Source organism: Candidatus Nitrospira salsa (assembly GCF_965152625.1).
Map to the genome: position 1 here is coordinate 486,740 of NZ_CBCUCO010000002.1, position 15,001 is coordinate 501,740.

Here is a 15,001-nt window from a genome sequence, read left to right on the forward strand (position 1 = left end):
TCGTTTGGGCTATGAAGCCGAACAGCTCTGGTTTCTTGCGTAGGCTGGGGGATAACTGGGGTCATGTTTTCTCAATTTCACCTTCTTTCCAGTGCCAAATCCTGTTGTACCGATAACTTGACTGGCCCTCCTAGGCCCATTGTCATCACCCAGTGAATCGGAATTGCCGAAGGCAAAGTGATCCTTAAAAGGATACCAGAAAAAGCAGGAGGGATGAGCAAGTCTAAAATGGACCTGAGCGAGAAATGCTCATTCCGGTTCAGGTATGCATCCTGACAGTGTTCCCATCACACTTATTCAAACCGTTTGTCTGCTTACTGTCAGAATCATGGTCATCGAATATTGCGTTTGTGAATTTACTCACTCTTACATAGTTATTCATGTCAAATTCATTAGTTTGATACCGCCTCTTGCTTATTGTTCTGTATGCTGAGAACGATCAGTTGAATTTTTGTTCGATCAATTCTCATGTTATCGAATTAAGGGAATAGCAGGCGTATATTCGTCTGTCCACAAGGAAAGGCATCTAAGAGGGGGCAGCTACGTAAGTCTGTTTCATTTTTCGTCGAAATTTTCCGAAACAGTTGACAGACATTCTGACTGTTTATCGGGGAAGGAGGCGAGGCATGAACCGAAGGCTGCGAGCGGTCATATTGGCCATCTTTATCATTTCGAGTACGTTCCCGTGCTTGATCAACTCGGCAATGGCCACTCAAACGTCTTTCAAAGAAGGGTCCTCATTTTTTTCATATTTGACAGATACGAAAAGGCCTCCACTGCTCATTGATTATTCGCCATCTGACTTCGATCCACGTCGTGGAGAAAATTTTCATTTGCCTTCGCCAACGTCGATTGAGAAAGATTTGCGGGCACTTCGGCAAGTATTTGATGGATTGATCGTATACAGTTTCCATCCAGATGTGACGCCAGTAATCCTTGAAAAGGCTAAGCAATTGCAGTTTCGGGCTGTGGTGTTGGGAATCTGGAGTGCGCGTTCAAGAACCGAAATTCAGGGGGTTATTCGGCTCATTCATGAATATGCCGATACGATAGCGCTTGCCGTGTGTCTCGGCAATGAAGGCCTGCATTTTCATCGCTATACGACGAATGACCTGATTAAAGCGAATGAATTTATTAGAACTTCCCTAGACCCTGGCCTAGAGATCCCAATCACGACGAGTGAACCGATGCGTGGTTATCGAAATCCTGCTCTGTCTACTTTCGGAGATTTCTTAGCGCCCAACATCCACCCGGTATGGGAAAAACCGGCATTGCCTCCCAAAGATGCGGTATTCTGGACACGTACTCAAGCCATTTCTTTAATGGAGAAAGCTCAAAAGCCTGTACTCGTAAAAGAAACGGGATTTCCTCATTCAGGGGAGAGACATTTTACGCCAGAAGCCCAGCAAAAGTTTTGGGACATGTATCTGAATGAAAAGCGGTTGTTGTATTCGAAAGCGAGCCCTCATGCCTGGGTTTCCTTTGCCACATCTTTTGAAGCTTTTTCATTGCCCTGGAAAGCTGAGGAGAGTGGTGAGCCAGTCGAGGCTGGATGGGGGTTGATGAACAGGGATCGCATTCCGTTTCCGGCCTTCTATACATGGAGTCGTGCACGGTCATCGATTCGAGATGAGAGAGAACTTTCGTATCAGAGAGTTGATGTGAAACAATAAAAAAGGTCCGGGAAAACTTCCCGGACCTTTTTTTAGCATTCAAGCAACTGAATTGGTGGTTATTACATCATTCCGCCCATACCACCCATGCCGCCCATACCACCCATGCCGTGGTCATGGCCGCCGCCCATTGGTGCGTCACCTTTTGGCTCAGGGAGATCTGTGACCATGACTTCGGTCGTAAGCATCAAGCCTGCGACACTGGCAGCATTTTGTAGCGCACAACGTGAAACCTTTGTTGGATCAATCACGCCGGCTTCTACCATGTCTACATAATCACCTGAGGCGGCATTAAATCCGCGTGTCGTGGTTTCGCCTTTGACTTTCTCGACAATCATGGAACCTTCTTCACCGGCGTTGATGGCGATCTGCCGAAGCGGCTCTTCTAATGCCCGCCTCACAATGTTGACGCCAACTTGTTGATCATGAGTAGAAAGCTTCAGTGAATCGAGAGATGAGATGCAACGAAGAAGAGCAACACCCCCTCCAGGAACAATGCCTTCTTCGACTGCGGCTTTGGTGGCGTGAAGCGCATCTTCCACGCGTGCTTTCTTTTCTTTCATTTCAGTTTCAGTGGCGGCTCCAACATTGATGACGGCGACACCGCCAACCATCTTCGCCAGGCGCTCTTGAAGCTTTTCCTTGTCATAGTCAGACGTGGTTTCTTGAACTTGTGTTTTAATCTGCTTGACTCGCGCTTCGATGCGTTTCGGATCACCAGCACCCTCGACGATGGTCGTGTTGTCTTTGTCAATCGTGACTCGTTTGGCACGACCAAGATCCGTGAGTTTCACATTCTCAAGCTTCAATCCCACTTCTTCAGAAATGACCTGTCCGCCAGTCAATGTGGCAATATCTTCCAGCATGGCCTTTCGACGATCACCAAATCCTGGGGCCTTCACGGCCGAAACATTCAACGTACCGCGAAGCTTATTGACCACCAATGTTGCTAAAGCTTCCCCATCAACATCTTCCGCAATGATGACTAAGGGTTTGCCCATTTTAGCGACCTGCTCAAGAATGGGAAGCAAGTCTTTCATGGCACTGACTTTTTTCTCATTGATCAGCAAGAAGGCGTCTTCCAATGAGGCTTCCATACGTTCGGCATTGGTCACGAAGTAGGGAGAAATGTACCCGCGATCAAATTGCATGCCCTCGACGACATCAAGTGCAGTGGTCATGGACTTGGCTTCTTCGACCGTGATGACACCGTCTTTCCCAACCTTGTCCATGGCTTCGGCAATAAGGTCACCAATCGTATGGTCATTGTTAGCGGAAATAGAACCGATCTGTGCTATTTCTTTTTTGTTTTGACACGGCTTGCTGATTTTGCTCAGCTCACCGATGACCACTTCAACAGCTTGATCGATTCCGCGCTTCAGGTCCATTGGATTCGCACCGGCGGTGATATTTTTCACCCCTTCACGGAAAATAGCTTGAGCGAGAACCGTAGCCGTTGTGGTTCCATCACCAGCCACATCGCTTGTTTTGCTTGCCACTTCTTTTACAAGTTGAGCACCCATATTTTCATAGGGGTTTTGTAATTCAATTTCTTTTGCCACGGTCACACCGTCTTTTGTGATCGTGGGCGCGCCAAACTTTTTATCGAGAATGGCGTTTCGTCCTTTGGGTCCGAGAGTGGCTTTCACGGCATTGGCTAATTGATTGACGCCGCTAAGAATCGACGCCCGTGCTTGCTCACTGTACTGGAGCTGCTTTGACATATGGTCCTCCTTACCTCATCATGTATGCGTGGTTCGCATACATGCCTGGTGTCTTAAAGTTACAAATTAAATAGATTTTAATGATTAGTTGGTTTCAAACACGCCCAAAATGTCTTCCTCTTTTAAGATGAGGCAGTCATCATTTTCAATTTTGATTTTGGTTCCAGAGTACTTGTCAAATAATACTTGGTCACCAACTTTAATATTCTCGACGTCAGGGCCAGCAGCTTCAATCGTCCCACGTTGAGGTTTTTCACGGGCAGAATCAGGGACATAAATCCCTCCAGCCGTACGCTCTAATTCTTCGGTGTATGTGACAAATACACGGTCGCCCAGAGGCCGAAACCCCTTCGCACTGCTTCCAGATTTTTCTTCTTTCTTCTCTTTCGTTGATGCTGCCATGTGGAAACTCCTCCTTTGTTTAAGCACAAAATTGCAATGTATTTTGACTAAATATAGGCTCTTGCGAGCACACCGATTATTTTAGCCACATCAATAGGACTTAGATAAGACCATTCTGGGGGAAGTCAAGAGGTTCGGTGAAGATATTTTTTGTCAGTATGCACAGAGATCGTGGAACACGATCTTTCCAGCATGAGGACAAGCTAACGCTACAGCTGTATTTGGTCGAAGTCTTTGAGCTTTTCCTTCATAAATGCTCGTAAACGTTTAATTATTTTAGCTTCTACTTGCCGAGACCGCTCCTTGGTAATTGAATACTTTTGCCCCAACTCTTCAAGTGTCAGAGGATTTTCAGAGAGAAGTCGATTCCTGAGAATATCCTCTTCTCGTTCACTCAACGTTTTGGCAAACTCTCCCAATTTTTTTCGGAAGAGAACGCGTAACTGATTATCTCCCACTTGCTCGTCGATATCCGGCTGTGAGGAGGGAAATAAATCGTAAAAGGTTCCTTCGCTGTCATCTGTCAATGGTTGATCCAGCGAGAGTTCCCAGCTTCCTAAGCGCTGGTCCATCTCAATGACATCACGTTCCCGCACCTGTAAGCGATCGGCTATCAATTTGGGGTCAGGCACAAATCCTTGTTGCTCAAGTTTAGCTTTTTCTTTCTTGAGATTGAAAAAGAGTTTTCGCTGTTCCTGTGTTGTCCCAATTTTGACGAGGCGGAAGTTATTTAAGAGGTATCTCAGGACGTAGGCGCGAACCCACCAGGCGGCATACGCATAAAATCTGACATTTTTCGTGGGGTCAAATTTCTTCATGGCTTGCAGTAGGCCAACATTGCCTTCTTGGATGAGGTCCATCTTATCCATCCCGACATTGCCATATTCAGTGGCGATGGCCACCGATATGCGTAAATTGGCTAAGATGAGCTTCACGGCAGCATCTTCTTTGCCCTTGACCTGATACTCATGAAAAAGGCGTAATTCTTCCTCTTTCGTTAAGAATGGATAACGTCGGACTTCTGCCAGATATCGGTCGAGTGTCGTCGTTGGGACGAGCGCTGTTGATACGGTTTCCCAGGAAGCGTGTGTCGTCTCGTCAATAAACGGATCTTCTGAGGTCTGGTGTTCGGCATCTTCATCTGGCGAGAGAATTTCGACATTTTCAACTTCAACATCCACCGGCCAGTCAGCTTCATCAGATGACTTTGGCTTTGTATCTTGCATGTCAAGGTCGTCAAAATTCATGGTCGATGATGGTGTTTCTCAAATTATTTAAAGGGTGTCTATCGTAGAAATTTCGTTGTGTCTAGCTGTACTTACGCAATGCGTCTTTCTAGGACCTTGAATGGTAATGAATTTCCAAAGAACCTCACAAGAATTATTCAAACGCTACCAGGCAGCATGTCATGACGTAAATCCCCTTTCAATTATAACTGATGAAAATTGAAATGCTGAGAAAGCCTCAACTATAGTTCGTTTGTCACGAAGGCGTATTTTACGATTCAGTTTGCGACATTGCGATTTCGTTCATATCGTTACATATACCATCAAAATTCAATGAATTTTTTATGATTCGACAGAGTATTTATGCGTTGAAAAGTGGGTATTGGCCTTCTTTGGTTGGCGCATGGCTTCATTTCGAAGTCAGTTTTATGGTTTGGGTGTTAATGGGGGCACTGGGAATTGCCATTTCTGAAGAGTTTGCTCTCTCTGCGACACAAAAAGGCTTTCTTGTGGCGACTCCTCTACTCGGAGGAGGGCTGCTCCGTATCGTCATTGGCCCCATGGTTGATCGCTACGGACCGAAATTCATTGGTCTGCTAGTCTTGGCCTTTGAGTGTATTGCACTCATTTTCGTCTGGCTTTTGGCCTCGAATTACCTAGAGTTACTCTGCATTGGTCTACTTTTAGGCTTTGCCGGAGCAAGTTTTGCCGTGGCCTTGCCTCTTGCGAGTCAGGCGTACCCGCCAGCTCATCAAGGGCTGGCCATGGGTGTGGCAGCGGTTGGAAACAGCGGAGTCCTCTTGGCCACATTACTGGCTCCACGCTTGGCTTATGTCGTTGGGTGGCGAAACACCTTCGGGTTCATGGTCATTCCGGTGGTTGTGACGGCGATCATCTTTTGGTTGACGGTTGCCTCGTCAGCGCAACCCCGGGTACAGAAGGACTCGATTTCTATTAGAAGATTATTGCACAATGCATTAAATCAAAAATTAATGTATTGGTTGTGTTTTTTGTATGGAGTCACATTTGGCGGTTTTATTGGTCTCGCAAGTTTTCTCCCGATATTTTTTCATGATCAATATCATATGGACATGATCGCGGCAGGAACCATGACGGCGTTCTGCGGGTTGGCGGGTAGTGTGGCACGGCCAATTGGCGGTCACATGGCTGATCGGTTTGGAGGTACCGCATTACTTCAAGGCATATTACCGGCTGTGGCTGTGCTCTGTCTTGGTTTGGGACAATTCCTTTCTCCCACTTGGGGATTTTTCATGGCCATTAGTGCCCTTTTGCTTCTTGGTTTTGGAAATGGCGTGGTTTTCCAGGTAGCGGCAACTCAATTCAGGCATATTATGGGTACGGCATCTGGCCTGATTGGAGCTGCTGGAGCCTTGGGAGGTTTTCTCCTGCCATCTTGGTTTGGCATACTGAAGGATCTGACCGGTTCATTTTCCGCAGGGTTTTGGGTATTGGCTTGCCTGGCGGGGCTTGCCGGGCTGAGTGTTCTGGTTGTCCATCGCTCAGGTCGTTACTCAATCGAAGAGTCTGGTTAAGACATGCGTTTATGCTAGAATGCAAAAACAATTCTCCAGACCCGTGTATCATACTCATTTTTCGTATAGCCATATTATGACAACAGATCCATTTAATACCGTTGAGGAAGCGCTAGATGATATCAAGGCAGGAAAGTGCGTCATTTTGGTCGATGATGAAGATCGTGAAAATGAAGGTGATCTGGTTATGGCCGCGGAAAAGGTCACCGCAGATGACATTAATTTCATGGCAAAATATGGAAGGGGCTTGATTTGCCTTGCGTTGACCCCGGAACGAGTCGATGAACTCAAACTTCCACCGCAGGCGATTGAAAATACAGCTCCGTTTGGTACGGCCTTTACCGTTTCGATTGATGCAGGCCGAGACATTACGACGGGTATCTCTGCGGCAGATCGTGCCATGACCATTCAAATGGCGGTGAATCAAGACTGTCAGCCATCTGACTTTGCAAGGCCTGGCCATATTTTCCCACTTAAAGCCCATCAAGGGGGCGTGCTCAAGCGGGCGGGGCAAACCGAGGGATCAGTGGACTTAGCCAAGCTCGCAGGGTTGTATCCGGCCGGAGTCATTTGTGAAATTATGAATGATGACGGAACGATGGCTCGTGTGCCGGAACTTATGGCTTTTGCCAAGCATCATCAACTCAAAATTATTACGATTAAAGACCTGATCCAGCATCGACTTCATCGTGAGACCTTTGTGAGGTCTGTGGAAAGTGCCAACATGCCGACGATATTCGGTCAATTTCGAGCGGTAGTATTTGAAAACGAACTTGATAGCGGAACGCATATCGCTCTGACTAAGGGGACGATTGATGAGTCCCCAACGCTTGTTCGGGTTCATTCGGGATGTTTGACATCTGATGTTTTTGGGTCTTTGCGGTGTGACTGTCGCGACCAATTACATCACGCTATGGAGATGATTGAGCAAGAGGGGAAAGGCGTACTCCTGTACTTGAATCAAGAAGGCCGGGGGATTGGACTGATGAATAAGATTCGAGCGTATCATCTTCAAGATGAAGGAAGTGATACCGTTGAGGCCAATCTTAAGTTAGGGTTTAAAGCTGATCTTCGTGATTACGGAATTGGTGCACAGATTTTGGTCAGTCTTGGATTACGAAAAATCAAACTGATTACGAATAATCCCAGGAAAATTGTGGGCATAGACGGTTATGGATTAACTGTTGTTGAACGAATTCCTATTGAAATGACCCCTCAGGAATCCAACGTGCACTATCTCCGGACTAAAAAGGCCAAGCTTGGCCATATTTTGAATAACGTCTAGCTCATCAAATGCCTTCAATCTTCGACGTATTCCTCAATTCTAAAGACACGAGTTCTGTATTGTTCGGACAGTTTTGTCAATCATTCCGCGCCGCGATTGCACGATGGAAGCACTAGAAGGCGAGCTTCGAGCCAAAGATTACCGTTTTGGCATTGTCGTCAGCAAATTTAATGAATTTGTGACTAGCCGCTTGTTGTCGAGTACCATCGAGACGCTGAAGCAGTACGGGGCGGTGGAAGATGATCTACGAGTTGTTCGTGTCCCGGGAGCATTTGAAATTCCCATCATTGCCCGACAATTGGCTGTCTCCAAACACTATCATGCCGTAATTTGTTTGGGTGCGGTGATTCAAGGCGACACCCCACATTTTGATTATATCTGCACAGAAACAGCACGTGGCATTGCTCAAATCAGTCTTGACACACAGGTGCCAGTCATTTTTGGGGTTCTCACCGTGAACACGGTAGAGCAGGCGTTGGAACGTTCAGGTTCATCGGAGCGAAACCGGGGTGCAGAGGCTGCGCGTTCTGCTATCGAGATGGCCTCATTAATGGCGCACCCTATCTTGCAGCCGACGTCCCATGGTCCTTTGTCGAGTAACCCAGGAGAGAAGATTGACCCGTTGGAATGTTGGTAGCGATTCATTCGCCAATATAATTCTTGACGATTGAGATGTACGCACTGTGCCTTATTTCTCGATTTCGACACTGAATCTTTCCATAATATTTGCAGTCAGTTACCCAGGACCGTGAATCTTGAGATGAATAAAGATAGGTAATATTGGAAACCTGAAAAGGGTGTCATCTGTCTGATTTTTGTCGTGATATGAGCCAAAAGACCAATTGATCGTCTTCTTCAACTTCGTTAAAGTTGGAGTCTCTCGCTCACAAATTTATTTTCTCTGATGAATCCTTCAACACTTTTAACTGTGTCGACTGCGAAAAAAACAACTCATCATCGTTCTCGTCGAGCTGCGCGGCAACTTGCCCTGCAATTTTTATTTCAGAATGAGTTTCAAGAAAGCTCGTCCCATTCTTTAGGTAAATTCTGGGAGGATCATGAGGCAACCCCCGAGGTGCAACTTTTCGCCACACAGGTCGTTGAGGGGGTCTTTGCTCATCAGAAGGAACTCGATAAGCTGATCAACGACTATGCTGTGGAGTGGTCGCTGAGTCGAATGCCGGTTGTTGATCGAAATATTTTACGGTGTGCCCTTTTCGAGCTGTTCTGGCTTCCAGAGGTTCCCGCAAAAGTGACAATCAATGAAGCTCTTGAATTGGCCAAACGATTTGCAGACGAGGAAAGTAAGCGCTTTCTGAACGGCATCTTAGATCAAATAATCCAAAATGACCCTCAGCTAGCGGAGAAGCGGCTTGAGATCATTTCACAACGAGAATCCCAGACTTCTCAGCCTAAATCTGATCCTTCCGTGGACGTAGGATCGTGGAACACCTAACGCAATGATCGATCGATATTCACGCCCCGAAATGGCTGAAATGTGGAGTCAAACTCGTAAATATGAGTCGTGGCTTCGTGTTGAATTAGCCGTCTGTGAAGTGATGGAACAGCAGGGGGCCGTGCCACGAGGAGTGGCAGCTCGTGTTCGTCGTAAAGTAAAAATTGATCCAGCACGGATCGAAGCGATTGAGCAAGTCGTAAAGCACGATGTCATAGCCTTTCTCGAAGCTGTAACAGAGCAAGCAGGAAAAGAAGCTCGACATCTTCATGCCGGCCTGACTTCTTCTGACGTTCTTGATACCTCACTGGCTTTACAAATGTGTGGAGCGACTGATTTGATATTGGAGGATATTGCGAATCTCTTGGAAACGATTCAGACGCGTGCGTTCGAACATCAAGACACCATGATGGTGGGGCGGTCTCACGGCATTCATGGCGAACCAATATCGTTTGGTTGGAAATTAGCGATTTGGTACCAAGAATTCCTTCGGCAACAAGAACGAATACGTATCGTACGAAATGATATTGCGGTGGGGAAACTCTCTGGAGCAATGGGGACTTTTGCGCACCTGCCTCCTTCGGTCGAAAAGGCCGTCTGTGCAAAGCTGAATCTGAAGGCTGCACCCATCTCCAGTCAAATCGTTCAACGTGACCGCCATGCCGCCTATCTGTCTGCTTTGGCATTACTCGCCGCCAGCGTTGAAAAAGTTGCTACGGAAATTCGTCATCTTCAACGAACCGAGGTTCTGGAAGCTGAGGAATATTTTGAGTCTGGTCAGAAAGGCTCGTCGGCGATGCCGCATAAACGTAATCCGGTCGGCTCAGAAAACCTTTGCGGACTCGCAAGAGTGATCCGTGGTCATAGTCTTGCCGCTATGGAAAATGTGGCACTCTGGCATGAGCGAGATATCAGTCACTCTTCTGTCGAACGTATTATTGTTCCAGACAGTACCATTTTGATTGATTACATGTTAGTTCGGCTTACCAAAATTCTGAAACATCTTCAAATCTATCCAAAACGTATGTTGAGCAATTTAAACATGACTGGTGGTCTCGTCTATTCCCAGCGACTGTTGTTGGCGCTGGTCAACAAGGGAGCAACCCGAACAGAATCGTATGAGACGATTCAGCGGCATGCGATGACCTCTTGGGAAAAACAGGGAGACTTTCACGCACTGATTCAACGCGATCCTTTTGTTGCGAAACATCTTTCACGAAAAGAGATTGATGCGTGCTTTGAGCCAAGATCGTATGTTCGACATCAAAAACAAATCTTTGCACGAGTCTTTGGCCACAAAGCCACCAGTACACAATCCCGTCGATCAGTGACGACCCCATCTGCAAGGCATCGGACGACCACAACACGATCACGCTTAAAAAAAGGGTAAAGACCATGGAATCTGGAACGCTGCTCTACGAAGGAAAAGCCAAGAAAGTTTTTGCCACACCAGACCCGAATCAAGTTGTTCAGTACTTTAAGGATGATGCAACGGCATTCAATGCTGAAAAACGTGGCACCATTTTCAATAAAGGCATCGTCAATAATAAGATCTCAGTTCGATTGTTTCGATTGCTCGAAGACGCTGGAATCACGACGCATTTCATTGAACAGCTGAGCGACCGAGAAATGCGCACTCAACATTTAAAAATTATTCAGATTGAAGTCGTGGTACGAAATCGTGCTACGGGAAGTCTCGTCAAGCGGTTAGGGTTTGAGGAGGGAATGGTGCTTGATCCTCCTCTCGTTGAATTTTTCTATAAGAATGATCCTCTTGGCGATCCGTTAATTACTGAAGATCATATTCGGTTATTGCAATTAGCCACTGACATGCAAGTGGCGCAATTACGCCAGTCGGCACTACGAATAAACGAAATCCTTACACCATTTTTTAAAGACAAGGGAATGATGCTGGTGGACTTTAAGCTTGAATTTGGAGACTCGAATGGTCAATTAATCCTGGCTGACGAGATTTCTCCAGATACCTGTCGGTTTTGGGATATTCAAACAGGGGAACGAATGGATAAAGATCGATTTCGTAAAGATCTCGGTCGAATCGAAGAAACCTATCAAGAGGTCTTGAAACGTGTGTGTGCCTAAACACGAGGGTGGCAAAGGATGAAAGCCAAAATTTATGTGACACTCAAGTCCGGCATTCATGATCCACAGGGTCATGCCGTTCAGCAATCACTCGAAACATTAGGATTTCACTCCGTGGATACCGTTCGCATGGGCAAGTTACTCGAAATCGACCTCAAGGAATCTGATCAAAGAAAAGCTGAAGTTGCCGTGAAATCGATGTGTGAAAAACTGTTGTCAAATCCGGTTATCGAAGAATATCGCTTTGAACTCTCACAGGCATAATGATGGGTTCACGATCACGTCCATTCCTCATATCGAAGTCTATATATCTTCCGACTGCAACGTCATCATGAAGAGCGGGTTGTTGAATTGAACGTCGGTATCATCACCTTTCCCGGCTCGAATTGTGATCGGGATTGTTATCATGTTGTCAGTGAGGTCTTGGGATATCAAGCGAATTTAATCTGGCATCGAGAGACCTCTCTTTCGAAAGTCGATGTGGTCATTCTTCCGGGAGGCTTTTCTTACGGTGACTATCTGCGTACCGGCGCGATCGCTCGATTTTCACCAATCATGGAATCAATTAACCAGTTCGCGAGCAAGGGGGGCATCGTCCTTGGGATTTGTAACGGGTTTCAAATCTTACTTGAAGCCGGACTGCTTCCCGGCGCTATGCTTCGAAACACCCATCTGTCTTTTATTTGCCAGGATATCTATATCAAAGTAGAAAATGCTGAAACGACATTCACTAACGAGTATGCCTCCGAGCAAGTGTTGAAAATCCCGATTGCCCATGCGGAGGGGAATTACTATGCTGATCCCCTGACGCTTTCGGCATTACATGACCATGCCCAAATTGTCTTTCGTTATTGTGATGCACAAGGCAATGTCTCCGCTGAGGCCAACCCGAATGGATCACTTGAGAACATTGCGGGAATCCGAAATGAAGCGGGAAATGTATTAGGGATGATGCCGCATCCCGAACGATGCGCGGAAGATGTGTTTGGTAATACGGATGGGGTGGCGCTCTTTTCCTCTCTCCGTCATGCACTGAACCAAATGGTTGGATAACTCAATAACCAGAGGACCAATTGGAAATTTTTCCAGGGATTTCAATGGAAACGGAAATTTGTTCCGGCAAACCGTGTCTCATTGATACATCGGTTGATGTCGCCACTCTTGTTGGAGCCTTGGGATCAGGTCAAAGTTTTGAAGCTGTGCAAGAAACGTTTCACGTGACCTACGAGCAAGTGTTGACCGCGTTACGGTATGCTTCATATGTGACTGACCATTTACCACTTCGGATGCCTTCTCAACAGGCTGAGTCCTAAGATGTCTTCAACACAATATCCAATCAATAAAGAGCTCATTGAGCAACATGGTTTGTCTGAGGACGAATACCAGCAAATTGTCCAGCATTTGGGGCGTGAACCAAACCTGACCGAACTGGGTGTGTTTTCGGTTATGTGGAGTGAGCATTGTAGTTATAAAAGCTCCCGAGTGCACTTGAAGCGTTTGCCGACCGAAGGGGAGCGAGTAGTTCAAGGACCGGGAGAAAATGCCGGAGCCGTTGATATCGGTGACGGGTTAGCCGCCGTCTTTAAAATCGAATCCCACAACCACCCTTCATTTATCGAACCCTTTCAAGGTGCGGCAACGGGGGTTGGCGGAATTCTTCGTGATATTTTCACGATGGGGGCACGGCCCATTGCCTTACTGAATTCACTGAGATTTGGTGAATTAGATCTGCCCAAGAACCGTCATTTACTGAAAGGCGTAGTGTCTGGAATTTCCTGGTACGGGAACTGTATCGGTGTTCCGACAGTTGGGGGAGAAATTACCTTCAACGATATCTATTCAAAAAACCCGCTGGTGAACGTCTTTTGTCTTGGTATTGTTGAAAAAGACCGTCTTCTGAGAGGGTTGGCGCAAGGTGTGGGAAACCCTGTGTTGTATATAGGAGCCAAAACGGGGAGAGATGGCATTCATGGCGCGACGATGGCCTCAGATAGTTTTGATGATCAGTCTGAAGCCAAACGACCGAATGTACAAGTCGGTGATCCGTTTCTTGAGAAACTACTTTTGGAAGTTTGCCTAGAATTTTTGGAAAAAGATTTACTGATTGGCATTCAAGATATGGGAGCCGCCGGGTTGACGAGTTCATCTTGTGAAATGGCCTCCCGTTCAGGAACGGGTATTGAACTTGATGTGACTCAGGTTCCATGTCGGGAACGCAATATGACAGCTTACGAAATGCTGCTCTCTGAATCTCAAGAGCGAATGCTTTTGGTGGCCAAACCGGGAAAAGAACAAGAGGTGATTGCGATTTGTCATAAATGGGGTATCGATGCCGCAGTCATCGGAAGCGTGACGGATGATGGGATGCTTCGCATTAAAGAAGGCGAAACACTTGTTGCAGAAATTCCTGCTAAGGCCTTAGCGGAAGAAGGGCCTCGATATGAACGACCGGTCCAACCACCTCAATATCAGGAGTTGTTGCAGTCCCTTGTGATTGATAACTTATCCGATGTCAAAAACCCCTCTGATGTGCTTCTTGAGTTATTGCAGTCTCCAACCATTGCCAGTAAACGTTGGGTGGCTCGTCAGTACGATCATATGGTTGGTACCAACACCATTGTCTGCCCTGGGTCAGATGCCGCGGTGGTCAGAATCAAAGGCACGAATAAAGCTCTAGCGCTGACGACAGATGGGAATAGTCGGTATTGTTTGTTAAATCCCTACATGGGTGGAACATTGGCGGTTGCCGAAGCGGCGCGAAACTTGGCCTGCTCCGGCGCTGAACCGATTGGTGTGACTGACTGCTTAAACTTTGGTAATCCAGAGCGGCCAGACATTATGTGGCAATTTATTATGGCGCTTGAGGGAATCAGTGATGCGTGTCGCCACTTCAATCTTCCAGTGGTGAGTGGAAATGTGAGTTTTTATAATGAAACAAATGGTCTCTCCATTTACCCGACACCGGTGTTAGGTATGGTCGGTCTTATTGAACCTGCTTCCTGCACGACGACGCAATGGTTCAAGCATGAAGGTGATCAAATTGTGCTCTTGGGTGAAACGAAAGAGGATTTAGGGGGCACGGAATATTTGAAGACTGTTCATGCCCGTGAGCAGGGAAGTCCACCATGGATAGACCTTGATCAGGAGCGTGCGCTACATCAGACTCTCCTTAAGGCTATTCGTGATGGTCTCATCCAATCAGCGCATGATTGTTCGGAAGGTGGTTTAGCCGTGACACTCAGTGAGTGTTGCGTTTCACATCCCTCTCAACCACTTGGGGCTTCCATTCAGCTTGATCAGGCACGGTTACGACTCGATGCGTTGCTCTTTGGGGAAAGCCCCTCACGTGCCGTTGTCACCACCTCGTTAACTCATGTCGGAGCTCTATTAGAGGTTGCAAAAGAACAGGGTGTTTCTGCCGTCGTGATCGGAGAGGTCGGTGGTCATCATCTGAATATTTCAGTTGTCTCAGAAGTATCACACAAGGTGTGTACACTCAATCTTCCCCTCGACTCTCTGGCCGATGCATGGGGAAATTCTTTTGAACAACAAGTCAATTCACAAGTGAAGCCATAAGTATCT

Annotated in this window: 14 protein-coding genes; 11 read left to right on the forward strand and 3 right to left on the reverse strand. The window is 46.8% G+C overall.

The window, feature by feature from the left end; all coding sequences use genetic code 11:
• Window positions 1-626: 626 nt before the first annotated feature.
• Entirely contained in the window at window positions 627-1,673 is a 1,047-nt protein-coding gene (locus tag ACWQXP_RS04035; protein WP_454061559.1) for an exo-beta-1,3-glucanase, read from the forward strand.
• A gap of 62 nt (window positions 1,674-1,735) precedes the next feature.
• Here the strand turns inward: ACWQXP_RS04035 and groL are convergent, their stop codons facing one another.
• The 3 genes from groL to ACWQXP_RS04050 all read right to left on the reverse strand — a co-directional run bounded on the left by groL (window position 1,736) and on the right by ACWQXP_RS04050 (window position 5,025).
• Window positions 1,736-3,397 (reverse strand): chaperonin GroEL, encoded by a 1,662-nt coding sequence (gene groL, locus ACWQXP_RS04040; protein ID WP_454061560.1) that lies wholly within the window; start codon window positions 3,395-3,397, stop codon window positions 1,736-1,738.
• Between the two features lie 84 nt (window positions 3,398-3,481).
• Complete coding sequence (locus tag ACWQXP_RS04045; protein ID WP_454061561.1) at window positions 3,482-3,799, reverse strand: GroES family chaperonin; 318 nt, start codon at window positions 3,797-3,799, stop codon at window positions 3,482-3,484.
• Between the two features lie 209 nt (window positions 3,800-4,008).
• Window positions 4,009-5,025, reverse strand: coding sequence for a sigma-70 family RNA polymerase sigma factor (locus ACWQXP_RS04050; RefSeq protein ID WP_454061562.1), 1,017 nt, complete (start codon window positions 5,023-5,025; stop codon window positions 4,009-4,011).
• A gap of 344 nt (window positions 5,026-5,369) precedes the next feature.
• On the opposite strand from ACWQXP_RS04050, the gene ACWQXP_RS04055 reads away from it, so the two are divergent.
• The 10 genes from ACWQXP_RS04055 (at window position 5,370) to purL (ending at window position 14,995) form a co-directional block, all read left to right on the forward strand.
• Window positions 5,370-6,578 carry an MFS transporter gene (locus ACWQXP_RS04055; RefSeq protein WP_454061563.1) on the forward strand — a complete coding sequence of 403 codons (1,209 nt, stop codon included), beginning with the start codon at window positions 5,370-5,372 and terminating at the stop codon, window positions 6,576-6,578.
• Window positions 6,579-6,654: 76 nt separating this feature from the next.
• Window positions 6,655-7,863 (forward strand): bifunctional 3,4-dihydroxy-2-butanone-4-phosphate synthase/GTP cyclohydrolase II, encoded by a 1,209-nt coding sequence (locus ACWQXP_RS04060; protein WP_454061564.1) that lies wholly within the window; start codon window positions 6,655-6,657, stop codon window positions 7,861-7,863.
• A 103-nt stretch (window positions 7,864-7,966) separates the two neighbouring features.
• Complete coding sequence (ribH, locus tag ACWQXP_RS04065) at window positions 7,967-8,500, forward strand: 6,7-dimethyl-8-ribityllumazine synthase (RefSeq protein WP_454061565.1); 534 nt, start codon at window positions 7,967-7,969, stop codon at window positions 8,498-8,500.
• Window positions 8,501-8,791: 291 nt separating this feature from the next.
• Window positions 8,792-9,319 (forward strand): transcription antitermination factor NusB, encoded by a 528-nt coding sequence (gene nusB / locus ACWQXP_RS04070; protein WP_454061566.1) that lies wholly within the window; start codon window positions 8,792-8,794, stop codon window positions 9,317-9,319.
• Window positions 9,320-9,323: 4 nt separating this feature from the next.
• A complete protein-coding gene (purB, locus tag ACWQXP_RS04075; protein WP_454061567.1) occupies window positions 9,324-10,709 on the forward strand; it encodes an adenylosuccinate lyase in 1,386 nt (461 codons plus the stop codon).
• A 5-nt stretch (window positions 10,710-10,714) separates the two neighbouring features.
• Window positions 10,715-11,419: a phosphoribosylaminoimidazolesuccinocarboxamide synthase gene (gene purC / locus ACWQXP_RS04080; protein WP_454061568.1), complete on the forward strand. Its 705-nt coding sequence runs from the start codon at window positions 10,715-10,717 to the stop codon at window positions 11,417-11,419.
• A gap of 18 nt (window positions 11,420-11,437) precedes the next feature.
• On the forward strand, window positions 11,438-11,683 hold the full coding sequence (gene purS, locus ACWQXP_RS04085; protein ID WP_454061569.1) for a phosphoribosylformylglycinamidine synthase subunit PurS: 246 nt from the start codon (window positions 11,438-11,440) through the stop codon (window positions 11,681-11,683).
• 87 nt (window positions 11,684-11,770) lie between these two features.
• Window positions 11,771-12,472: a phosphoribosylformylglycinamidine synthase subunit PurQ gene (gene purQ, locus ACWQXP_RS04090; RefSeq protein WP_454061570.1), complete on the forward strand. Its 702-nt coding sequence runs from the start codon at window positions 11,771-11,773 to the stop codon at window positions 12,470-12,472.
• A gap of 44 nt (window positions 12,473-12,516) precedes the next feature.
• On the forward strand, window positions 12,517-12,732 hold the full coding sequence (locus ACWQXP_RS04095) for a DUF433 domain-containing protein (RefSeq protein WP_454061571.1): 216 nt from the start codon (window positions 12,517-12,519) through the stop codon (window positions 12,730-12,732).
• Between the two features lies 1 nt (window position 12,733).
• Window positions 12,734-14,995, forward strand: coding sequence for a phosphoribosylformylglycinamidine synthase subunit PurL (gene purL, locus ACWQXP_RS04100; protein ID WP_454061572.1), 2,262 nt, complete (start codon window positions 12,734-12,736; stop codon window positions 14,993-14,995).
• The last annotated feature ends 6 nt before the right edge of the window (window positions 14,996-15,001 follow it).